Source organism: Mojavia sp. (genome assembly GCF_059505145.1).
This window is the reverse complement of record NZ_JCACKA010000069.1, coordinates 68,735-92,155: the sequence shown is the minus strand read 5'-3', so window position 1 is coordinate 92,155 and position 23,421 is coordinate 68,735. Positions and strand designations below refer to the sequence as shown.

General features: G+C 38.7%; 20 protein-coding genes and 1 pseudogene. 15 read left to right on the top strand and 6 right to left on the bottom strand.

Annotated elements, in window-relative coordinates; translation table 11 throughout:
* Nucleotides 1-2 precede the first annotated feature (2 nt).
* Nucleotides 3-5,942: a hybrid sensor histidine kinase/response regulator gene (locus AC5JL8_RS16995; RefSeq protein WP_495880868.1), complete on the bottom strand. Its 5,940-nt coding sequence runs from the start codon at nucleotides 5,940-5,942 to the stop codon at nucleotides 3-5.
* A 1,431-nt stretch (nucleotides 5,943-7,373) separates the two neighbouring features.
* Between AC5JL8_RS16995 and AC5JL8_RS16990 the strand changes: the two genes are divergently transcribed.
* Entirely contained in the window at nucleotides 7,374-8,474 is a 1,101-nt protein-coding gene (locus tag AC5JL8_RS16990; protein ID WP_495880867.1) for an AI-2E family transporter, read from the top strand.
* 30 nt (nucleotides 8,475-8,504) lie between these two features.
* Nucleotides 8,505-9,088: pseudogene (locus AC5JL8_RS16985) on the top strand (transposase); the annotation flags it as partial.
* A 20-nt stretch (nucleotides 9,089-9,108) separates the two neighbouring features.
* On the opposite strand, the gene AC5JL8_RS16980 reads toward AC5JL8_RS16985, so the two are convergent.
* Complete coding sequence (locus AC5JL8_RS16980; RefSeq protein ID WP_495880891.1) at nucleotides 9,109-9,513, bottom strand: NIL domain-containing protein; 405 nt, start codon at nucleotides 9,511-9,513, stop codon at nucleotides 9,109-9,111.
* Between the two features lie 170 nt (nucleotides 9,514-9,683).
* Between AC5JL8_RS16980 and AC5JL8_RS16975 the strand changes: the two genes are divergently transcribed.
* The gene (locus tag AC5JL8_RS16975; RefSeq protein WP_495880866.1) at nucleotides 9,684-10,274 is read left to right on the top strand and encodes a thioredoxin family protein; all 591 of its coding nucleotides are present in this window, start codon (nucleotides 9,684-9,686) and stop codon (nucleotides 10,272-10,274) included.
* Nucleotides 10,275-11,201: 927 nt separating this feature from the next.
* The gene (locus AC5JL8_RS16970; protein WP_495880865.1) at nucleotides 11,202-12,005 is read left to right on the top strand and encodes an SDR family NAD(P)-dependent oxidoreductase; all 804 of its coding nucleotides are present in this window, start codon (nucleotides 11,202-11,204) and stop codon (nucleotides 12,003-12,005) included.
* A 132-nt stretch (nucleotides 12,006-12,137) separates the two neighbouring features.
* On the opposite strand, the gene AC5JL8_RS16965 is transcribed toward AC5JL8_RS16970, so the two are convergent.
* The 4 genes from AC5JL8_RS16965 to murG all read right to left on the bottom strand — a co-directional run bounded on the left by AC5JL8_RS16965 (nucleotide 12,138) and on the right by murG (nucleotide 14,891).
* A complete protein-coding gene (locus tag AC5JL8_RS16965) occupies nucleotides 12,138-12,287 on the bottom strand; it encodes a PsaJ protein (protein ID WP_495880864.1) in 150 nt (49 codons plus the stop codon).
* Between the two features lie 433 nt (nucleotides 12,288-12,720).
* Nucleotides 12,721-12,963 (bottom strand): DUF6737 family protein, encoded by a 243-nt coding sequence (locus tag AC5JL8_RS16960; RefSeq protein WP_495880863.1) that lies wholly within the window; start codon nucleotides 12,961-12,963, stop codon nucleotides 12,721-12,723.
* Nucleotides 12,964-13,062: 99 nt separating this feature from the next.
* Nucleotides 13,063-13,521, bottom strand: a complete 459-nt coding sequence (locus AC5JL8_RS16955; protein WP_495880862.1) for a hypothetical protein — start codon at nucleotides 13,519-13,521, stop codon at nucleotides 13,063-13,065.
* A gap of 296 nt (nucleotides 13,522-13,817) precedes the next feature.
* Complete coding sequence (murG, locus tag AC5JL8_RS16950) at nucleotides 13,818-14,891, bottom strand: undecaprenyldiphospho-muramoylpentapeptide beta-N-acetylglucosaminyltransferase (RefSeq protein ID WP_495880861.1); 1,074 nt, start codon at nucleotides 14,889-14,891, stop codon at nucleotides 13,818-13,820.
* An 84-nt stretch (nucleotides 14,892-14,975) separates the two neighbouring features.
* Here murG and AC5JL8_RS16945 point away from each other — a divergent pair, with 84 nt between their 5' ends.
* From AC5JL8_RS16945 to AC5JL8_RS16895, 11 genes are all read left to right on the top strand, one after another.
* Entirely contained in the window at nucleotides 14,976-15,860 is an 885-nt protein-coding gene (locus tag AC5JL8_RS16945) for a DUF8623 domain-containing protein (protein ID WP_495880860.1), read from the top strand.
* A 190-nt stretch (nucleotides 15,861-16,050) separates the two neighbouring features.
* Nucleotides 16,051-16,824: an SDR family oxidoreductase gene (locus AC5JL8_RS16940; protein ID WP_495880859.1), complete on the top strand. Its 774-nt coding sequence runs from the start codon at nucleotides 16,051-16,053 to the stop codon at nucleotides 16,822-16,824.
* 38 nt (nucleotides 16,825-16,862) lie between these two features.
* Nucleotides 16,863-18,275 carry a cytochrome P450 gene (locus AC5JL8_RS16935; protein ID WP_495880858.1) on the top strand — a complete coding sequence of 471 codons (1,413 nt, stop codon included), beginning with the start codon at nucleotides 16,863-16,865 and terminating at the stop codon, nucleotides 18,273-18,275.
* A gap of 158 nt (nucleotides 18,276-18,433) precedes the next feature.
* Entirely contained in the window at nucleotides 18,434-19,207 is a 774-nt protein-coding gene (locus AC5JL8_RS16930) for a ZIP family metal transporter (protein ID WP_495880857.1), read from the top strand.
* 215 nt (nucleotides 19,208-19,422) lie between these two features.
* Nucleotides 19,423-19,818: a VOC family protein gene (locus tag AC5JL8_RS16925; RefSeq protein ID WP_495880856.1), complete on the top strand. Its 396-nt coding sequence runs from the start codon at nucleotides 19,423-19,425 to the stop codon at nucleotides 19,816-19,818.
* A 308-nt stretch (nucleotides 19,819-20,126) separates the two neighbouring features.
* A complete protein-coding gene (locus AC5JL8_RS16920; RefSeq protein ID WP_495880855.1) occupies nucleotides 20,127-20,726 on the top strand; it encodes a MiaE family protein in 600 nt (199 codons plus the stop codon).
* A gap of 20 nt (nucleotides 20,727-20,746) precedes the next feature.
* Nucleotides 20,747-21,151 (top strand): VOC family protein, encoded by a 405-nt coding sequence (locus tag AC5JL8_RS16915; RefSeq protein WP_495880854.1) that lies wholly within the window; start codon nucleotides 20,747-20,749, stop codon nucleotides 21,149-21,151.
* A 24-nt stretch (nucleotides 21,152-21,175) separates the two neighbouring features.
* The gene (locus tag AC5JL8_RS16910; RefSeq protein WP_495880853.1) at nucleotides 21,176-21,652 is read left to right on the top strand and encodes a DUF6745 domain-containing protein; all 477 of its coding nucleotides are present in this window, start codon (nucleotides 21,176-21,178) and stop codon (nucleotides 21,650-21,652) included.
* 39 nt (nucleotides 21,653-21,691) lie between these two features.
* Nucleotides 21,692-22,174 (top strand): GNAT family N-acetyltransferase, encoded by a 483-nt coding sequence (locus AC5JL8_RS16905; protein ID WP_495880852.1) that lies wholly within the window; start codon nucleotides 21,692-21,694, stop codon nucleotides 22,172-22,174.
* Between the two features lie 6 nt (nucleotides 22,175-22,180).
* Nucleotides 22,181-22,864, top strand: a complete 684-nt coding sequence (locus AC5JL8_RS16900) for a ComF family protein (protein ID WP_495880851.1) — start codon at nucleotides 22,181-22,183, stop codon at nucleotides 22,862-22,864.
* Nucleotides 22,865-22,945: 81 nt separating this feature from the next.
* Complete coding sequence (locus AC5JL8_RS16895; protein ID WP_495880850.1) at nucleotides 22,946-23,407, top strand: PPC domain-containing protein; 462 nt, start codon at nucleotides 22,946-22,948, stop codon at nucleotides 23,405-23,407.
* The last annotated feature ends 14 nt before the right edge of the window (nucleotides 23,408-23,421 follow it).

The window sequence follows — 23,421 nt, the reverse complement described above, 5'->3', positions numbered from 1 at the left end:
GATTAATTCCCTACACTTTTAAGAAATTCACGAATTTTTTTTACTTGAAAGCCTTTCGCTAACTGATGTAGTTCTTGGGTGAAGGGAAGGTATTGAACATTTGACGCTTGCAAGTGAGATGCTTGCTCAATAATTCCTTTGAGGTCACCTTTCATCGCTAAATTTAGCAGAGCCGTTATTTCCTCAAATGGAGGAAATACCATATTTTGTTCCTCAGAGTAAGACTGAGAATTGAAAACTTTTTCTACTCTATCTTGATAGATCCATTCTAATCCTAAATATTTTTGTAAATTGGCTAATAATTCTGGTAAACGAATTGGCTTAGGTATAAAATCATTGCAACCTACTTCTTTACTTTTTTGTTGATCAAAATCAAAAACACTAGCGGATGTACCAATAACTAAAATATTGTTGATATTTGGCGATCGCCTGAGCCTGCGGGTTGCTTCAAAACCGCTCATTGTCGGCATCATCAAATCCATCAATATGCAATCTGGCTGTAATTGTTCTGCTTTATTTAAACAATCTTGCCCATCCACTGCTTCTATAACCTCAAATCCCAGTGGAGCTAACATTTTCACTAAAATTGATCGGTTCTCTAATCTATCATCAGCAATAATAATTATGCGTTTATTACCTCTAAAACCTATGATATTTTGTTTTTCTTCTTTTACTAAGTCTGGAGATTTATCAACTTCTGGCAATTCTAAATCAAAAAAGAAAATACTGCCTTCGCCTAAAGTACTTTTAACCTGAATTTCTCCTCCCATCATCTGCACTAATTTTCGACTAATAGCTAGCCCTAACCCTGTGCCTTCAATTTTATGGTTGTTTTCACCTACTTGCTGGAAGGGCAAAAATATTTCTTCTAATTGTTCTGGAGCCATCCCTACTCCTGTATCTTCCACCTGAAACCTAATTTTGTTACTGTTGTGATAGCCCACTTTTAATCGGACTTCACCTACTTCTGTAAACTTCACCGCATTGCCCGATAAGTTAATTAAAATTTGTCGTAGACGTTTCTCATCTGCTTTCACGCCTTGAGGCAAGTTAGTGAATGGCTGATAAATTAAAGAAACACCTTTTTGTTGAGCGCGTATTTGGCAAATATCCGCAATACTTTCTAAAAATTGCGGTAAATGAAACTCGGTAGCATATAGTTCCATTTTTCGTGATTCAATCTTGGCAATATCCAAAACTTCGTTGATCAAATTTAAAAGGTGATCGCCACACTGATAAATGATATTTAGACTTTCTTTTTGGGAATTGGTTACATCTTTATCTCGTTGCAGAATTTGGGCATAACCTAAAATGCCATTCAATGGTGTGCGGAGCTCGTGGCTCATATTTGCTAAAAATTCACTCTTAGCACGATTAGCAGATTGAGCCACTGCTTCTGCTTTTTGTAAATGCATATTTTTTTCTTGCAATTCCTGCGTTCGCTCTTGGACTTTTGCTTCTAAAGTGGCGTTAGCCGCTGCCAAATCACTATAGAGCCGAGCATTTTCAATAGAAATTGCTGCTTGCGAAGACAAAAGTTTTAATATTTCTAATCTACCTGGAGTAAATGCTTCAGTAGTAAGATTGTTTTCTAAGTAGAGAATGCCGCTCAGTTTTCCTTGATGCAGAAGTGGCGTACATAATACTGATTTAGGCTTGTGGATAACAATATAGGGATCTGTCGCAAAAATCATTTCATGATCTGTATCGCTAAGTAAAACATTTTGCTGCGTTCTGGCTACATAATTAATCACAGATATGGGTAACTCATTACTAGTATTTACTGGCTTTGATTGCAGCAAAATTAAATCTTCTTGCTCGATTTGAGTTTGTGCTTCTATTAGCAAAGCACCGTCTACTTCTAAAATTAAATATCCTTTTTGAGCGCCTGCGTTCTCTAGAACAATTTGCATTAATTTAGCCAGTAACTTACTCAAAACAATTTCACCAGAAAGAGCTTGAGATGCTTTCATTACTGTAGATAAATCTAAAGCTTGGGAACTATCTTCTGTAAGACTAGTTTTTGTCAGGGTATGTTCTTTATTGATAGGTAGCTTATGCAATCGAGAAAAAATTTGTGGATATCTCGATTCTAAGTCTTGGACTTTAGCTTTTGCTCCCCAGCGAACATATCCATAATGAGCATCAGTGAGATAGACTTGAGCAATTTTATTTTTGCCACACGACAAATAAAACTCTGCTGCTAGTTCATTTGCTAGAGCTTCTTCTTGGATATATCCCTGTTCTTTAGCTCCTTGAATAGCTTTGTCATAATATTCTATTGCTTCTACAATATTTCCTAATATACGTGCTTTCTCTGCTTCTACTAAATCATGTTTATGTTGGAAATTACAGGGGGCATAAAACGCCCATTTTTGCATAATTTCTTGATTGATTCCAACTTTATTTAGGGCTTCTTCTCGTTCTTGTTCTGAAAAGCTAGGTGCTATAGCAAGCAAAGAAAGAGAATAATAGAAATTATGGATAGCTGTAACGACCTGATTAAGGGCACTTTCGGCATATTCTAAAGCTAGAGATGCATTAGCGATCGCATCAACATAATTTTTAAATAAATAATTATAAAATACTTGAGAAACATATACTGAAAAAGCACACATATAATTTTTAGATTCAATTAAGTCTTGCAATAACTTTTTATCAGTAACTGTTTGACCATTGAAAATATATTCTTCTTCAGCAATATTAATAAGTTTTAAGGCTAATCTTCTAAATGGGTTAATACAAGAAATAGGTAAAATTTGCTTTAGCTGAACCATATAATTTAAGTATTTATTTTGTTGATTAGTAACTAATTCCAATGATTCACCAGTAAAAAATAGGTGGTCGCAATAATATGCAGAATTGTAGCCAGCCCATCCTAAATCCCCAGTTTCCATACCACTTTCAAATCCTTCTAACATCGGAGATAGAGTACTATTAATATGTTCTTTCCAAGGTCTGATAAAAGTGTTAAATACTAAATTAATTTTGCATTTTAGTTCGGTAGCTCTAAATTTATTTAACAATTTTAAAGCTAGTTTTCCAGATTGATATCCAGCATCTATTTCTCCTAAAACTCCCGATAAAACTAAACCATACTGACAATATACAAAAGCAGCAATTTCTGAATGACCATGTTCAATACAGAGGTTGACCATCGTCAGGATAACCTGCACATAAATGTTAGGAGCAGCAATAAACGCTGGTGGAACAATAACCATCAAAATACGTAGAGCTGCCAATTGCGAAACATCAGTCATAGCAGGCATATCTTCTAGGTCTTCCAACTCAGGCAATTGCGGTGTCAATTTCTGATCGTTTGGTAAACTTGCAAGTGAGACGCCTAGCATTTGCAAAACTTGTAGCGCTATATCGATGGCTTTCAGCAATTGATTTTGAGCAAGACAAAACTGGATTTGTAGTTCGTATACTTGCACTCTGTCCAGCAGTGTTGCAGCTCGTTGGAGAACGATTTCAGCCAAGATAGCTGCTCGCTCAAAGTTAGTGTTTAAATATTCTGCTGATACTGCTTCAACATAAAGAGCTAGTGCTAGGTCATAGTGACTTTTCCAACTCTCTTCTACAAGAAGTGCTATTCCTGCTGTTAAATACTTAACGGCAGTTTCATAAGCTGTTGCTGCCTTGGCTTTTTTAGCCGCGATTAGATTAAGTTTTGCTAGCTCATATTTTTGGGTTTGCTGAGTAATCAATTCAGATCCAATATTTAATTGGTTAACAATCTCAAAAATATTTTCCTCTAACTTAGTTTCTGAAGTATTTTTCAGCAGTAGTTCACCGATTTTTAAGTGAGTTTGTTGTTTTTGACCATCTGGGATTAGAGAATAAGATGCCTGCTGCACGCGATCGTGCAAAAACCTATAGGCAACTTTTAATTGTTCGGTTGGCTGCTGGGAGGCGACTTCAGCATCAAATGCAAGAGGAATTTTATAGGAATTGCTTAAGGGTAAAACTAATCCTGCTTGCAGAGCTTCCCATAATTCGTTGGCAGTTTCTGTTTGAGATTTCTCGTTAACAATTGCTAAAAATTCTAAAGTAAATTTGTCTCCAATACAGGCAGCTAATTTTAAAATATTGATTGTTATTGGTGATAGCCTTTGAACCTGACTGACCATTAATTCAACAACATTGGCAGTTATATTAATACCTTGTAAGCACTCAATATTCCATTGCCAAATACCTTCAACAAAATTAAATACTAATAAATTCTCTTGATATATAAATTTGAGCAATTGAGTTAGGAAAAATGGATTTCCTTGAGTTCTACCGAAAACTAATTCAGCTAATGGTTTAATTTTTGAAGGAATGCTGCGTAGAGTATCAGCAACTAATTGATCAACACAGTTAATATCCAGAGGTTGCAGAACAATATTATTGATAATAGTTCCAGCCCGTTGAATCTTCTCTAAAGTATTGAGTAAAGGATGAGTAGCACTGACTTCATTATCTCGATAAGCTCCAATTAACAATAAATATTTGCTGTCTGGCTCGGTCATAATTAACTCGATCAGTTTCAAAGAAGCTGAGTCTGCCCACTGTAAGTCATCCAGAAATATAACTAGAGGATGTTCAGGTTTAGTAAATACGTGAATAAACTGATGAAATACCCGATTAAACCGATTTTGAGATTCCGATGCGCCTAATTGCGGAACCATAGGTTGAGAACCGATAATTTGTTCAATTTCGGGAATTACATCTATAATTACTTGACCATTAGTACCAAGGGCTGCTAAAAGCTCAAATTTCCACTCTGATAAAGATTCTGCATTTTCTGTTAACAGTTGCCGCATTAATTCTTGAAAAGCTTGAATTAAAGAAGCATAAGGAATATTGCGTTTAAATTGATCGAATTTACCAGAGATAAAATACCCCCTCTGGCGCAAAATTGGTTTATGAATTTCATTTATCAAAGAAGATTTGCCAATTCCAGAGTAACCTGAAACCAGCATAATTTCAGTTTTACCATTACTGATTTGCTCAAATGCATTTAGTAATGTAGTTACTTCTTGCTCTCGACCATAAAGTTTTTGGGGAATGATAAATTGGCCGGATAAATCTAATTGACCAATTGGAAAATTAGCAATTTCACCATTGTTTTTTAGTTGCTGGAGGCACTGTTCTAAATCTGCTTTTAGACCCAGCGCATTTTGATATCTATCTTCAGCGGATTTAGCTAATAGTTTCATAACAATTTTAGAAACTACCAACGGAACTTCTGAATTAACTTTGTGAGGCAAAGATGGAATTTTGGCAATGTGGGAGTGAATTATTTCTAGAGGATCACTAGCATCAAAAGGTAGCAAACCAGTCAACATTTGATAAAATGTAACTCCTAGAGAGTAAAAGTCGGTGCGATAATCAAGTGACCGATTCATTCTGCCAGTTTGCTCAGGAGACATATAGGCGAGAGTGCCTTCTAGTAATTCGGGACTGCTAATAGTTTGGTTTTCCCTAAATAAATGTGATGAAATGCTAAAATCTATAATTTTAACAGTTAAATTGTTTGTGTTAATAACAATATTGTCTGGCTTAATATCTTTATGAATAACTTGTTTGCCGTGAATATTTGCTAAAGAAAAGGCTAGTTGTATAGCAATTTCAAGAAAACTTTTTAATGATAATTTATTTTTATCAATAAAATTTTTCAAAGATGTAGCATTTAAATCTTCTAAAATAAGGGCTAACCCATTTTGATGATTTTCTAACCCTAAAGCTTTGATAACTCCTTCAACCTCTATCAAGCTTTTAAGTACCTTATATTCATGTCTGAGTTGAGTTAACTCTTCTAAGGTAGGATATTCGGCTTTAAGAACTTTAACGATGACTGAAGTTGCATCTATCTGTTTAATAGCGCGATATATAACGCTATAAATGCCTTCATACAAGGTTTCAGTAGGAACATAGCCAGGAAGCGCTAGCATCATTTTTATTGTGTAGAACGATAATTAAGGTAAATGGAACTGCTGAAATTGCAAAAATGTTTTGATTGACCCATTAATGGTTCCCAATCAAATGGATAAAGTTTTGTAAGCTAAATAAAACTAAATCTTTAGCCAATGTCCGCGGTTCCCAGTAACTCGACAACGCGACATCGCTCAGAAACGATCTACTGTCACAGTTGCGCCAGTGCTGTCTTGCGACCGTAGAACGCTGATGTATCTACAGCATTGTCCTAATCCTGTTGAGGATTTGCTCGTCAGCTTGCTTGCTCTTCACCTGACAAAACGGGGGATACAAAATCTGCCTTAATTAATTCCAGCCCAAACGCCCGGAAGAGATATTCTAACGGTTGGCGATTAACCCCCAGTTCGCGCTTACTAATGCGGGCAAGGGTATTGAGTGATCCCTAAAGTTTTTACCCCAGGTTTCCTCAGATTCTGCTCGCTGTTTTGCTGCTTGAAATCGCTGTCACCCTTGAGGCGATAGGATGACTCCTCTAACCCGCCCATGAGCAGAGCTACCATGCCTAGATTTGGCCATATTGGAATCCATAGATAAGTCAGCAGTGCTAGAGGGTAGAGCAAGCTCTTTGAAAGCTTTGCTAGCGTAGATCAATCAGCAGTGCGTTTACATACTTACTGGAGGATATCAGGTTTAATCGACCCCGACTTACTCCTCACTACTACTCCATCACAAAGTTTGTCTGTGGGGATAGAACGACGAAGTTGCGTTTTAACTCAAACAACTTGAGCGTTCGCACATTGAATTAACGTTGAAGAATGAAGGCAACAGCTGAAAACTTTCCCAAATTGGCACAGTGGCTCTATAACGGTTATAACAAGCCAAATGTTTAGTAAATGCACCCTTGACACTCCATTGCACCGTATAAACTTACCTTGACTTTTGCCTGCAAATAGTATCCATTCATACAATTTAGTGTTCTTTTCCTAGTTTTTGGGTGTAACTGAGTAACTTAATTGCCCTACTTTGCCTGATCATGCGATTTTGGCTATATATTTTACTGCTGAAAAGTTAGAGCGATCGCTTGTCTATAAAACTTACGGATGAAAACTAAAAATCAAGGGTTTGGGTTGTAGGGGAGCAAAATCCTTAAGCCCTTACACCCAGTTGTGGCAGACAAAGTTTGTGTGTAAATTGGGGAGTGCAATACAACTTAGGAGTTGGAGGAAAGGGAAAGCATCAAGTCAAGGATAAATTCTTTTTGCTTATGTGAAAATTTCTATACCCTATCTTAGTATTAACTGCTATAAGTATTTAGTTTTTGTGTCAGCTGTGTTGACTAATCAGAACAATTTTATTTCTAGGGCACAGTTGTCGCTATAAGAGGTAAGCGTGGATAGACGTAACTATGCAAAAATTTAAAAGGTTGCTTAGGAAAAAATTTTATATTGATTATGGATTTTACACTCAATCAACTAATTAAATGGTTAATATTGGCGCTGTTATTTCCTTTAGTTTTTCTCAATGGCTGGCTGGCATTTAGATTTTTTGAATACTTTCAACCAATAGTGACAATTTTTGTTTTATCGACTTTGCTAGCTTTCATTTTAAACTACCCTGTTTCGGTTCTCCAAGAAAGAGGGCTTAAACGTAGCTACGCAGTAGGAATAGTTTTTACATTAACTTTGGTAATTTTAATTGCTGTGGGTATTACATTGCTACCTATTGTTTTAGAGCAATTTCATGAGATAGTTAAACTTCTTCCCCAATGGATTGACTCTAGTGAAGAGAAAATTAAAAATATCAATGATTTTGTGTTAAGCCAAAATGTAAAAATTAATTTTAGTCAAATGTTAGCTCAAATAACTGAGCATTTGCCTAACGAATTAGAATACCTTGCAGACAGAATTTTAAGTATTATTAGAGACACAATTGATAGCGTCTCCGAGGCAATAGTAACAGTGGTATTGACTTTTTATTTGCTATTGGATGGGCCAAGAATTTGGGATTCAATATTTCAAAAATTACCTTGGAGCTTTAGTCAGAAAATCAGACAGTCTCTTCAACAGAATTTTCAAAATTACCTAATTGGTCAAGTGAGCCTAGCTTTTTTGATGGGCGTTTCTGAAACGTTAATGTTTTTAGGTTTCCAAATTCAGTTTGCTTTACTCTTTGGGTTGGGAGTTGGAACTTTAAGCTTAATTCCCTTTGGAGATGTTGTTAGCCTAGTTTTAATTACTTTAATAATAGCGTCACATGACTTTTGGTTAGCAGTGAAGATTTTTGCTGTAGCTTTTGTTATTGATCAGTTAATTGACCAGGCGATCGCACCTCGTCTGTTGGGTCGTTTTACAGGAATTAGGCCTATATGGGTTATAATTTCTTTGTTAGTAGGAACCTATATTGGCGGCGTATTAGGGTTGTTAATTGCTGTACCTTTAGCTGCTTTTATCAAAGATATAGCAGATGGGTTTGTTTCAATATCCGGTTATTCCAAAAATGCTATTGCTGTTGAAGAAGTGCCAGAAATTTTTAAGGAGGAATCAACATCTTAATAAATAAGTGTTAATTGCCCTTTATGATAATGGCAAATAGATGCTTTATTTGTTGCAGATGCCGCACTTTAGACTGAAGAAAATTTGCAACAAATGAAACATTTGCGCTGGGTATCGAGAGTACCAGTTACCCTGACTGCGGCAAAAATGCTGTTAGATAACATGCCTCAAGAAGCATTTAATCAAAGTGTAAGGTCTGGGTATCGGATTGCGCTAAGTTGTAGTGAGTACGCAGGTGTACAACAGCGCTGGTTCGTCGTTGAAAGCCAAGCAAGAAAGGATGCTGAGATCCTTTATTTTTTACTTCCAGTGTATTCCTCAATTCTACTGAGCGAGTTGCTGCACTAGCAATGGTTATGGGTTTGTGTCTGCTTGTGTATAGTATGGGTCAAAAAGCTTTACGTCAAGCCTTAGAACGAGCCAAAAAAACTATTGATAATCAGTTGGGTAAACCAACTTCTACTCCAACCTTACGTTGGGTGTTCCAATGTTTTATGTCCATTCATTTGGTTACTGTCGCCCAAATAAAGCAAATTGCTAATTTAACCCATGAAAGGCAATGGATTCTCCTGTTTTTTGGTGCTCCTTGTCGAAAATATTATCTTCTTTCTTAACTAACCTGCGGAATGTGAGTTTAAAGATTAGTGGAAATAGCCTGCACAGGACACGTGGGTATACACTGTTCACAGACAATGCAGCGCGATCGCGTGAATGTCAATTTGTATGTGTCAGGATTAAGGGTAAGGGCTTCGGTGGGACAAACCCCAGTACACAAACCACAGTCAACACAGACATCTTCATCAATGACGATTTCACCTAAGCTATGAGAAACATTAATATTCTGCGATCGCATCCACTCAATTGCTGCATTCAACTGATCAATATCCCCCGCTAGTTCTACTACCAGCTTGCCAATTTGGTTCGGGGCCACCTGGGCACGGATAATATTGGCGGCTACATTGAACTCTTTTGCCAGTCGGTAGGTAACTGGCATTTGTATAGCACGTTTGGGAAAGGTGAGGGTAACTCGTTTTTTCACTGATTTCGCAGAGGTGGTTCTACTTTCTAGGGTACTGGGAGTTTTAATACCCTGCATAGCAACGTCGCTAAATGTTCGCTATCTTGCAAAACAGAACCCTAAAGGTAGGTTAGGGTTAGCGTCAGTTAGACTAAAGATGATAATGCTTAATAAGTTTTAATAATTCTGTTATGGCTACGGATTCACCTGTTGATTCACCTGTTAAACCTGAATCCAAACTTGGGGCGCGTGTGAGAAATTTCTTAATTGCAATAGTAGCAATTGCCCTCAGCGTTGCCCTGTTTTTGGGACTGCGTAGCGAAACAACTTCGGCTTCCCTTACCAAATTGGATGAGGCTTCCATACCCCTAGAAGTAGCTATTAGCAACGGTAAGCCTTCGCTAGTGGAATTTTACGCTGATTGGTGTACTGTCTGCCAGAAAATGGCTCCAGATATCGCCCAGCTAGAACAGCAATATGCTGAAAAGCTGAATTTTGTCATGCTGAATGTGGATAACACCAAATGGCTGCCAGAAATGCTGAAATATCGAGTAGATGGAATCCCCCATTTTGTTTTTTTAGGTAAGGATGGGGAGACTATAGCGCAAGCAATTGGCGATCAACCCCGTACAGTGATGGCTAGCAACTTAGAAGCTTTGGTTACTGGTTCATCTCTTCCCTATGCCCAAGCTAACGGACAAATTTCTAAATTTTCAGCACCAGTTACCCCAACAACTAGTCAAGATGACCCCCGCAGTCATGGTAACCAAGTAGTAAATTAGCAAATTCATAATTAAATCTCTCCCCTTTTATTCAAGGCGATAAATAAATAAAAATTGTCACTTGTTTAAAGGGGGCAGGGAAAAGCTTATCTGACAATAATAAATTTTATACTTTAAGAATTCAACATATAAATTACCCATTTTATGCATAGTATTAAACTTTAATTATTAGATTGATAGATTTTGTAAATGTTATAGTTTAACTAAAAACCGCAAATATTTTAAAAATATAGTATTTAATATATTATATTCATATTTAATCTAAAATAATTTGAATCTTCTCTTCACCTTACTTGTTTTTAGTGAAAAATATTGGCATTAAAATAGGCTTTTGTTAACAGGCCATAACTTTATCAAAATTCCAGTTTGTTTTGATAGATACAACAACCTCATACTTCAGCAAACTATAGTCGAAATAGGCTGGCTTAACTACTGGCTTTTGTCATTAACAATATAATACTTTAACTAAAAGCCAATTAGTTCAGTTAGTGATGTTGATACGTTGAAGATTCCCTAGCCTACTAGGAAATAAGAATATATTTGCCAACTTTTTCAAGAAGATGAAGAGTATCCAGGCTTAACTGAACCCGATTGAACAACAAGATTGCGATTTAGTTAAACTTTATGCCTCTGTTCAGTAAAGTCGACTTTTTACAATATGTACGATGTACGTATCAAAATATTTGTGTAGAGACTTATTAAACTCTTGGCTAAATCATTTAACTAGGGTTTAAAAGGGTAACTATTCAGAACATTTATGGTTGGTTCAGAGATTATACTTACTGGATTTTAGTCCGATACAGTTCAGTTAGCGTTAGAGATTCTCCCAAATCCACCTTTATTAGAGGGTTAGTTGGATTTTAGGCAATAGAGAACCGCCATAAATGTAGGACAGATCCATCAAGTAGATTTCACAAATTTTCTCATATGAACACAACACTTCAAGTTCAGTACAAACAAACTGCTCTGATTACCGGAGCTGCTAGCGGAATCGGCTATCAGTTAGCATATATTTTCGCTCTTAATAATTATAATTTGGTACTAGTAGACAAAATGGCACAAAAACTCACTAATGCTGCCGATAAAATACAGCAGGAATGTGGCATTTTAGTCAAAACTATTGTCAAAGATTTATCTATAAAAACATCACCTGAAGAAATTTTTACAGAGTTGCAACAAGAAAATCTCAAGGTTGATGTCTTAGTAAATAATGCAGGATTTGGTATCTATGGATTATTTAACGAAACCAGCCTGAATGCTGAATTGGAAATGTTACAAGTAAATTTAGTATGTCTTACCCATTTAACAAAGTTATTCCTTAAGGACATGGTTAAGCAAGGTGAGGGAAAAATATTAAATGTTTCCTCAGCTGCTGCTTTTCAACCAGGCCCTTTAATGGCAGTTTATTTTGCTACTAAAGCCTATATTTTATCCTTTTCACAAGCACTTGCTAGTGAATTAGAAGGTACAGGCGTTACAGTAACTGTACTTTGTCCAGGGCCAACAGAATCTGCTTTTCATGAAAGAACAGGTGTGGCAGGTGCTAAACAAGTGAAGGATAATAAAATGATGGATGCGGAAACAGTAGCCAAAATTGGCTATCATGCCTTAATAGAAGGTAAAACTGTTGTTATTCCTGGATTGAAAAATAAAATACTTGCTGAAGTTGTCAGATTTACACCTAGAAATTTGGTAACTAAGATTGTGAAAAGTATGCAGGAAATTAAATAGTAATAGCTAAATATTGGCGATCGCTATTTACTTAAATATACAGGATATGCAGAAGCGATCGCCCTTGACTTCAGCCTTTTGTTAGCAGCTTTGTCCGAGCGATCGCCTCTTATTAGTTATACTTCTATCCCTCTATGGCATGGGATGGAAAAGTAAGTCGGGGAAAAATCTGTTAAATATAGCCCAGGTAGAGAAAGCAACTGATACCGCAACAACGGCAAGAACTGGCGCTAGAGAAAGATACCTTAGAAAATAGCCTTTTTGGTCGTTTGTTTTCTGCATAGAGTACCTTGTAGAACAAGTTAATAATTTAAGCTGAACGCTTATATTTTCTGAATAAACCAGGAATTTCTTCGTACCTGGTATACAGCACAATCAAAGAATAATTCTGTTATTACTAGAATTAAATTTCAAATTGACTGTACATTAAACAGATTAATTATTAATAATTTAATAAGCTTCTAACTAAAGTAATGAATAATCTTAAATCTTAGATTTTAAAAATCTATCTTTTGATTGATTTTAATAATCACATAGGTTCAGGAAACATGGATACTAATGGGTAGAACCTGTAAAAGTACTATATTAGCTTGAAAAAATAAAAGTAACCCTCAATTTCATAGGCTTAAGAATGAGTCAAAGCTTTGAAAACTAAGGGTTTCGTATTTTATCGTAACCAAAGTTACAATAAAGTATTGGCTTCAAAGTAGAATCGTCAATTTTCTAAGTTTTGATGATACGACTCCAAAATTCCGCTGCGGATAATTAGTTGCGGCCACATTAACAAGAAAAACCCCATCCACATCAATATAGGTATAGAAACAATAATTGTTAGCCAGATAATTTTAAATAGTAACCAGCTACCACCAATTACCGTAACACCCGTGAGTAGTATAGACCAAGGTTGACACCACCAAGGTTTGTACTTCCAAGGATTTATAGGTTTTTGTTCTGACATTGGTTTTAACGAGCAAATTTATCAATTATCCTTTAACAAGTGTAAGCTTAAAAGCAGCACCGTAGGAAAATGATAAATTTTGTTTAGTATTGTTTGGTATTAATTGGGCTTCCATTCTTTTAAGGATATGTATTCGTTAAGCACCAAATCTAAAACCTGTATTTCACCGCTAGGACTTAAAACACGAAACCAATAAATTGTATCAATGTGGTCTACATGATTTTCAAATACTCGAACTGTGTAGTAAGGTTCTTCGGGAGTAGGTGAACTATCAACAGTCGCTGCAACACGTATAGTTCCTTTAGAAAGTCGGGCAATTTCTCGCGCTTTACGTTGCACTATGGGCAATTTCCAGACTAAGTTGAAAGCTGCTTCTTCATCCAGCTTGCTTGTAGCCTGAGAAACTTTTATAGTAGTAGTTTCGCCCAATACAGTAAATATTTTTGCAGAATTTAGCCCCGTCTGAAAACGATTTGTAGGACTCTGAGCAATAGTTCTATGTCCTGCTAGCACTATAAAAAATGAAGCAATTAGAGAACTATAGACCAATCGTTTCATGAAGCTACTCGTAAGCATTTTGTCTACTTTTTGTAAAGTCCAGCATTTTCAGGATAAAAGAACAATTATTATAGCTATAAGTTAGAAAATTAGTATTACAATCTCCTGCTCTAGCCATTAGTCCTTCTTTAAAGAAGACACAGCAGCCCCTATATTTGTTCCCGTAAAAACGGCAATTTAGACATTTTTCTGCGCTAATCATAGTGCATGATCAATGTCTTTGATTGATACTTAATTCTAACTGAGCAGTTGTTTTTCCCTTGTCCTCTTGTCTTTCCTGCTCTTCTAGTTTGTTCCTAGTTCTCCATTAACTCACGCACTAATTGCGCCAATTTATCAGCACTATCAGGAATAGCGATCGCTTTTGCTTTCTCTCCCATTTTTGCTAAATCTTCGGGTGAGCGCAACAAATTTAAAACTTGATTTTGCAAAATTTCTGCTGTTAACTCTGATTGTTTAAATGCTAACGCTGCACCAGCTTTCGTAAAAACTTCTGCATTGTAAGTTTGATGGTCTTCAGCGGCAAAGGGGTAAGGAATTAAAATTGCTGGTGTGCCACACACAGCAAGTTCGGTTAAGCTACCAGCACCCGAACGACTAATCGCTAAATTTGCTCGTCGCAACAATGCTGCCATATTGTCGTAAAACGGCAAGACTATGTATTGCGGATGCTTCACACTATCTGCTTCTGGATCTTTATCCCCAGTCAAATGCACTACATAAGCACCAGTATCAAACCAAGCTTGAGCAGACTGGCGGACTAATTTATTAATACCAACCGCCCCTTGACTACCACCAAATACAATAATTAAGGGAACTCCATTGGGAATAGGTAAATCCAGCGATGCATCAATTCCTTCATCTAAAAATTGCGATCGCACCGGAGTACCCACATAGACATTTTTAGCACGAGGCAAATACTTAGCAGCTACTTCAAATCCTAACGCCACCGCACTACACCAAGGCCCAAAAAAGCGAGTGACTTTACCTGGTAAAGCGTTGGATTCGTGAAAAACTACAGGTATACCTAAAGAACGCGCCGCAATCACTGCTGGGCCAGCAATATAACCCCCAGTGGTTAAAACTCCTTGAAATTTCCTCTGTTTTAGCAGTCGCCTCACTTCAAAAATGGAACCGATGAGTTTTCCCAAGATACGTAGAGACGATATGCTAAAACCTTGCTGAAACCCTTCGACTGCAATAGTATTCAAGTGATATTGTTTGGGGACAAGCTGAGTTTCTAACCGATTGGGGACACCCAACCATTCAATTTCATATTCTGGCAATTTCTGTGCCAGTGCGATCGCTGGAAACAAGTGTCCACCAGTCCCACTGGCAGCAATTAGTAATCTGATCGGTGCTGTTACCATCAAACCTCTACCGTTTAGCGCCTAGCTTCACTAAGATAAAACAATTTCCTCACCTTCTCTACTGAAATCAGTAAACTCTTACCAATGGCTAACATTATCACTTTATTACTGAGAAACCAACGCAGGTTCCCCAACAGAATCTGGCTAATTTTATTTCTGTTGACAGTTGGCTTCACAAGTGGTTTGCAATACGCTCAAGCTATTACACCGCAGAACTTGCTACCCTTCGAGCAGCCTGCTTCTGCGCGTCCCCAAACTGGGAAAACTGCTCAACAAAGTGCCCCCCAAAATGCACCCCCCGAGCTGAAAAATTTGTTGACGCAAATTGATGCAGCAGCAAGCATTGGCGATGTCAAAAAGGTAATCGAATTTTACAGTCCTAATTTTACACATGGAGATGGATTAAATCGCCAGACTCTAGAAAAAGCCTTGATTGAACTTTGGAAGCGACATCCTCAATTAAAATACACCACACAACTTCAATCTTGGAAATCTGAAGGCAATGGCATTATCGCCGAAACAGTCACTAATATAACTGGGTTACCTTCTTCTAACAGTAATAATCTTGCTCTCAATGCCACAATTAAATCTCGCCAGCGCGTTACAGGTGGAAAAATTGTCCGTCAAGATATTTTATCGGAACGTACCCTACTAACTTCTGGTAGCAAGCCACCCCAAGTTGATGTCAAGTTACCACAGCAGGTGAAAGTTGGCCAGCAGTATAATTTTGATGCGATCGTTCAAGAGCCACTAGGTGATGATTTTATACTAGGAACAGCCCTCGAAGAGCCTATCCAAGCAGACAAATATCTTAACCCCACACCTGTAGATTTAAAATTACTTACGTCTGGCGGAATTTTTAAAGTCGGACGTGCACCATCTACCCCTGGTAGCCATTGGATTTCTGCTGTCATCCTCCGCGGAAATGGAATGACAATGGTAACACAGCGCTTGCAAGTAGTGAAATAACTGGAGGCTGGGGACTGGGGACAAGGGGCAGGAAGCAGGGAGAAACTAATCAAATTTACTACAGAGCATAAAAATATTAATTCCCCAATCCCCAATCCCCAATCCCCAATCCCCAATCCCCAATCCCAACCTTAGTCATTAGTTCCGAATTGTTGGACAATTAACACTGGACTCTTGACTTCAAGTAACAATGATTTCCCTGCAAAATCAAATCGTTCTGATCACTGGCGCAAGTAGTGGTATTGGTACTGCTTGTGCCAAAATCTTTGCTGGTGCGGGTGCAAAACTGATTCTGGCGGCGCGACGCTTAGAACGTTTACAGCAGCTAGCAGATTTACTCAATAAAGAGTTTGCGACTGAGGTTCATTTATTACAGCTAGACGTGCGCGATCGCTCTGCTGTCGAATCTGCTATCTCTACCCTACCCCCCTTTTGGTCTAACATCGATATTCTAATTAACAATGCTGGCCTCAGTCGTGGTTTAGACAAGTTGCATGAAGGTAACTTTGAAAACTGGGAAGAAATGATTGATACCAATATTAAAGGTTTACTTTACCTTACCCGCTATGTTGTTCCGGGAATGGTCAGCCGCGATCGTGGTCATGTGGTAAATATTGGTTCAATTGCGGGGCATCAAACCTATCCCAATGGTAATGTTTATTGTGGTACAAAAGCCGCAGTCAGGGCTATTTCTGAAGGCTTAAAACAAGATTTACTTGGAACTCCTGTAAGAGTAACTTCCGTTGATCCGGGGATGGTAGAAACGGAATTTAGCGAAGTCCGCTTTCATGGTGATAACGAACGTGCCAAAAAAGTTTACCAAGGGCTAACCCCTCTTACCCCAGAAGATGTAGCTGATGTTATATTTTTCTGCGTCACGCGATCGCCTCATGTCAATATCAATGAAGTTGTGCTAATGCCTGTCGATCAAGCTAGTGCCACTCTGGTGAATCGGCGCAGTTAAAATGAGGACATTACAACGAAGTTGAGCTGCGTAAAGCAATGCAGAACACTACCAATGCGGAAGAAGTACTTGTACTGGAAGATGGACAAACGCCACCTACCGGGACTACCATTCCACCACGCCAGCCCAAGTGGAATGACACATTTAAGTACATTGCCAATCCCGATCAGTTCTGCCGCCAAAATCTCCAAGAGTATGGCCCCATTTTCAATACAAGAGTCTTTGGCCGCACCACCATCTTTGTAGGCTCCGCTAAAGCTATTCAAATGGCATTTAACGGGGATTTAAAATATACAGAGATTGCACTGCCAGCAACCACAATGGATATGTTCGGTGAGTACAGCCTGTTTCAGCGCCCTGATTTGCACCGTCAGCGCAAAAATGCACTGGCTCCTGGTCTTACTGGTCGTGTACTTGATGGCTATACACCCCACATCAATGATGTGATTGTGCGTGGTATTCAGGATTGGGCTACTCCAAGTAGACTGTCATTGTACCCAGCAGTAGAGAAAATCTGCTTTGATATACTTACCCCTCTACTGTTGGGAATTAACTTAGATGACTCTGATTCTGCCACTTTCAAGGAGCTACCTGTTACCTCCAAGGCAGAGCTAAAAGCTTTGTACAAGACATACTTCGATGGCTTCTATGGTTTATCTAAATGGAAGTCCCGTTTTACAAAATATGGGCGGGGACTTTTAGCACGCGCCAAGCTTATAGAATTTATGCGTGCTGTAGTGCATCGCCGTCGCACAGAAGGCAAAATTAACCCTAGTGCGGATTTTCTCTCGATGATGCTAGCAAGCCAGCAAGAAAATCCTGATGGGGTGTTTAGCGATGAGCTAATTGAAAATCAGTGCTTGCTACAGTTATGGGCTTCACATTATGAAATTTCTGGGCTGGTATCTTCACTTATGTACCAACTTGCCCAATATCCACAGGTGATACAGCAACTGCGGGAGGAGCAAGCAACTGTGCTAGGTGAAAACAGTAATGTGAATATGTTCTCACCTGAAAATTTAAAGCAAATGGTATTTTTAGAGGCGACAATCAAGGAGACGCTACGTATCCTACCTCCTAGTTCTACAGCCAGTCGCCAGCTGACCAAATCTGTAGTTTTGGATGGTGTACTTTACAAAAAAGGTTGTGTCCTCATCGCAGAACCACGGCTTGCACACATCATACAAGAACACTTTCAGCAGCCAGAAGTATTTGCTCCAGAACGTTTTCTCCCAGAACGAGGAGAGGGTAAAATGTACGAATTTATCCCCTTTGGCGGCGGCGTACACGCTTGTCTAGGAGCGCAGATGGCGATGGTGGTTACAAAAGTATTCGCATCTCATGTGCTACAGGCGTTTGACTGGGAGGCAACAGACGAGCCAAAGTTTGTGCAGTTTCCCCTGAAGAAGCTCAAGGATGATTATCAAATTAAGATTATACGCCGTGTGTGAAAAATAGCCACGCAAAGCAAGTAGATTATTCATCTTTCATAAGGCATAACTTTTAGGTCGCAGGCAAAAAACGTCTGCGATTTTTACTTCGTTAAGTTGCAAGTCATAATCATTTCGACTATGATTTAATAAGACAAATCAAATCAATAACCCCAGCTATGGAAAGCCTTGTCATCGGTGCGATTGCTAGTTTAGGAGCAGGACTTGCCACAGTCATCGGAGCTTTACCAGTTTTACTCCCAATAAATCTGACGCAGCGCGTACAAGGAATTATGTTGGGGTTTGGAGGAGGAGTAATGTTAGCAGCGACATCCTTCTCATTAATTATGCCTGCAACAGAGGCAGCAATAGCTCAAGGTCAATCCAAAGCAAATGCAGCTTTAATTATTGTTGTGGGAATATTGCTAGGCGGACTATTTCTGCAACTAGCACATCAGCTTTTGCCCCATGAACACTTCTTTAAAGGACAAGAAAATGTTCGCTACAATAACCTCAAGCGAATTTGGTTATTTATTGCTGCAATTACTATTCATAACTTTCCTGAAGGATTAGCTGTAGGAGTTAATTTTGGCAATGACAACATCGCTGACGGGATACCCGTTGCTTTAGGAATTGGTTTACAAAATATCCCAGAAGGCTTAGTAGTTGCCTTATCTTTAGTATCTGAAAAATATTCAGCAGGTTATGCTTTGTGGATTTCGCTGCTTACAGGTTTAGTCGAACCAATTGGCGGTTTGATTGGTTTAGGTGTGGTGAGTATAGCTAATTTTATTTTGCCTTGGGCAATGGCATTTGCAGCAGGAGCAATGTTGTTTGTGATTAGTGATGAAATTATTCCTGAATCTCATCGCAAAGGCTTAGAACAAGAAGGAACCATCGGTGTGATGATTGGCTTTGTCATCATGATGTTTTTAGATATTGCTTTAGGATAAGCCCTGATTTATAAGTTTTTTTGCCCGATGAACCGATTGATGCATAGCCTTATACCAATTCTCTCAAATTTGCTCACAAATTTAAATTTAAACAACCAAATTAAATCTGAGCTTTATAATTACGAATTACAAAATAAAACTTACCGAATAAGTCTTAGTATTCGCAGCCCTAAAAATAACAATAAATTTAGTTTTTTAACTCAAAGGAGAAAAGTATGAACTTTATACGCTTTGAACATATTAACGTTTCTTGTAAAGATATTGACGCAACTAAACACTTTTACCAAATTCTTTTTCCTGATTGGTATGTGCGCGCTGAAGGTGTATTCAATGGTAGCCGCTGGATGCATTTTGGCGATAACCAATTTTATCTCGCTCTGAATGATGATTCTGAACAAGAAAGAGTACATCAAGCCTATGAAAGTATCGGTATTAATCACGTTGGCTTTGTGATTAAAGACGGAGAAGCTATGAAAGAACTGCTTGATGCCAAAGGCATTGAATATTACACAATGGCAGCACCTGAAACGAAGCATAGAATTTATGTCAATGATCCAGATGGCAACGAAATTGAGTTGGTTGAATATAACTTAGAGTACGCGCTCAAGTAATTAATTTAGTTACTGCTTGCTTGAGTGTTAATTAAACCTATCTTGAAAATAAGGCAGAGGGCAGCAGAAGAGGAAAGATTTTTATACCCTCCTTGGGGGCGCGATACCCGTGATTGATTTGAAAATGAGCGTAGGTGTTTAGGGGTAAAGATGAAAGACATTTTCATCCTGTCGCCCCTTTTTTTTATACATTTTTAATTATTAAGAAATTTCATTTCTATAGTGAATGCTCGATCGCCCCATCCGCTATTAAAATCAATTTGCTGGGATACTCAGCTAAGTTAAAATATTTGGAGTTTTTTTACCCTGTGGTTACTTCTGCGTTAACAACCATCAACACCCTCAAACAGCCAACTAGTTCTGCTTGGGTGGAACAGGCGATCGCCAACTTAGATATTATTTTACTCGACCATTCACATTGCGAACGCAAAGCAGCTGGCGTGGCGTTAAATTTTATGTTTCGTTACCCTTCCAATACCAAAATGGTCAGGGAGTTAACTGCGATCGCCCGCGAAGAACTAGAGCATTTTGAACTAGTCAATCAGTGGCTAGAACGCCGCAATATCCCCCTTGCGCCTCTACCCCCGCCTCCTTATGGTGCAGGTTTAAAAGCCCAAGTTCGCCCCCAAGAACCTGAAAGATTTTTAGATTCTTTACTCGTTACAGGTCTAATTGAAGCTCGTAGTCACGAACGTCTAGGATTATTAGCTACACACTGTCCTGAGCCAGAATTAGCTAGATTTTATCATGGTTTGATGGCATCAGAAGCACGACATTTCGGTACTTATTGGGTTTTAGCTGATACTTATTTTGACCGTGAAACTGTCATAAATCGGCTTGATGAATTGGCAATTATTGAAAGTCAGTTGCTAGCAACTTTGCACTCAGAGCCTAGAATTCATAGTTAGTAGATTAATACACATAGAATATGAAGCTTCAGTTAACACACCTAAGACTGCTTGTTTCCAACTATAAAGATGCTTTTTTGTTCTACCGGGATATACTGGGATTGGATGTGGATTGGGGTGATGAAAATACTGGTTATGCTGAGTTTAATACTGGCTCTATTCAACTGGCTGTGTTAAAGAAGGAGTTCATGGCTGATATAATCCCAAGCACCAATCAGCTCTCATCTTCTGCTAGCCAAGACAAAACGCCCTTGATTTTTGCAGTCGATAATGTAGATGAAGTATATCAGCGGCTCAAAGGCCACAATGTCTTGCTTGTGGCTCCACCTTCAGACCGTCCAAACTGGGGAATCCGCACAGCCCATTTCCGCGATCCCGATGGTAATCTAATCGAAATCTACACCAATCTAGGTATCCTCAATTAAAATTTTACCGCCAGCAAATACCCGATGTCTGAACCACAGCCAAACCAGACCCTGACCTTTAACCGCTTTGCTGACTGGTGTTTGCACAAAGATAATCTTACGCCTGAAGCAAGGCATACAGTTGAAGTGCTGTTGGAGAAAGCTGGCACTTCTGATTGCTATGAAGCAGAGCGGGTACTTGCAAGTTATACCGAACTGTGTAGTCGTGCTTATCTAGAAGAAGAAAACGCCGAATTGCGGCGTGTTTTAATTGAAGGAATAGGCTACGATCGCATCTGTAAGGAGTTACAAGCACAAGTCCTCGACCCCTGGCAAGAATACACCCTACTATGCATTGATACTGAGGTCGATGTCGAACCGATTCATTTATTAAAAATGACTTGCCCTAGCACTGGCAAAATTCACGTCTTGAGAGTACCGCCACAGATCAACTCTGCAAGAGTTGCTATTCGGTGGATAAATTGGGATAAAGATGCACAAAAATTTTCTGTGCAAACTTGACTTTCACTCTGATTAAAAATTATTCAAAATTTTACTACGATGAGAGAATATTACCAAGATTTTTTGATTCGTAACTGGGAGAAGAGCGATCGCACAAGCGTTGCCCAAATAATAAGTTATGTATTATCAGAGTACGGTTTGAGTTGGGAACCAAACGGCGCTGACCGAGATGTATTGCAAGTCGAAGAATTTTACTTAGCATCTGGAGGCGAATTTTGGGTAATTGAACACCAAAGCCAAATAGTAGGTACAGGGGCATACTACCCTGTAAATCGTGGGCAAAAAGCTGTAGAAATCCGCAAAATGTATTTGTTGCCGAGTATTAGGGGTTTAGGACTGGGGAAATATTTGTTACAACAGCTAGAAGCAGCGATCGCCTCCCGTGGTTTTCAGGAAATTTGGATTGAAACCGCCAGTATCTTAGTGGAAGCAGTCAAACTGTATGAAAGCAAAGGATACAAACCAGCAACAGGGATAGAAACAACACGATGCGATCGCGTCTATGTTAAATTCCTCAAATAGCCCGGAATGCCAATTTGGACTAAAAATCTCACAGAATTACTGAATATTTTTCTCCAATCTCATTGCCCTTTGTGCCAACGAAGTACACCGAGTGAACTTTGCCAAAACTGTGAGCGACAGTTACGAAAATGTCACATTTCAGATCCTAGTTCGCAATGGCAAGAACCTCTACCAGTGTTTAGCTGGGGGATTTATGGCGGTTCTCTTAAACGCGCGATCGCAGTGATGAAATATGAAAACAAACCTCAAATTGCCCGCCCTTTAGGTCAATGGTTAGGAGAAGCTTGGTTATTAAATTCGCCTAGGCCTGTAGATACAAAACGGCTTGTAGTTGTTCCGATTCCACTTCATGCCAGCAAGCAAAAACAACGTGGCTACAACCAAGCTGCACTCATAGCAAGAAGCTTTTGCAACACTACTGGCTTAAAAGTTAAATTAAATGGTATAGAAAGAGTAAGAGAGACTAAGGCACAGTTTGGTTTATCAGCATCTGAGCGAGAAAAAAACTTGGCAGCAGCTTTTACTGTTGGGCAAGGATTTCGTCATCAGCATCAAGATGCCTCTGTATTGTTAGTAGACGATATTTACACTACTGGTGCTACTGCCGCAGCAGCGGCACAAACACTTCGTCAGTGTGGAATTACAGTCTTAGGATTAGTAGCACTCGCTACTACTATCAAAAACACATAGCCAAACAATTCATGGGTCAGCTATCCCAGAGAACTTTATAATTGACCAGATCACCCTGATTTTGTGGGAACATTGCTTGAAATGATCAGTAAAGCTTTTGCGGCGGGTTTGAAACAATTAATGATCATTCCTGCGACCTTAATAGCAATTGGCATCAGCACAAGCGCAGCTTTTGCTCAAAATAAGCTGTACAGTCCAATTCCTTTAACTACTAGTAGTGCTGAATTTTCCGATACGCTCTCAGAGAAAGACATCCCCACAGGTCAGGGCGGATTTGCCCGTGATTATACGGTGAAGTTGAATAAGGGCGATAATTTAGCAGTTGATTTGGCATCTGACAATTTTGACAGCATTATCACACTGCTGGGGCCTAATGGCGCGACATTAGCAGAAAATGATGATGGCCCTGATGGCACTAGCAATTCCTTATTGTTTACCCGCATAGCAGAGACAGGCATCTATATTATTCGCGTCCGATCTTTTGGAGAAACTGGTGTTGGGAATTTCAAACTCAAGGTGACAAAGCTGCAACCAATGAAATAAAGTAATCATTAATC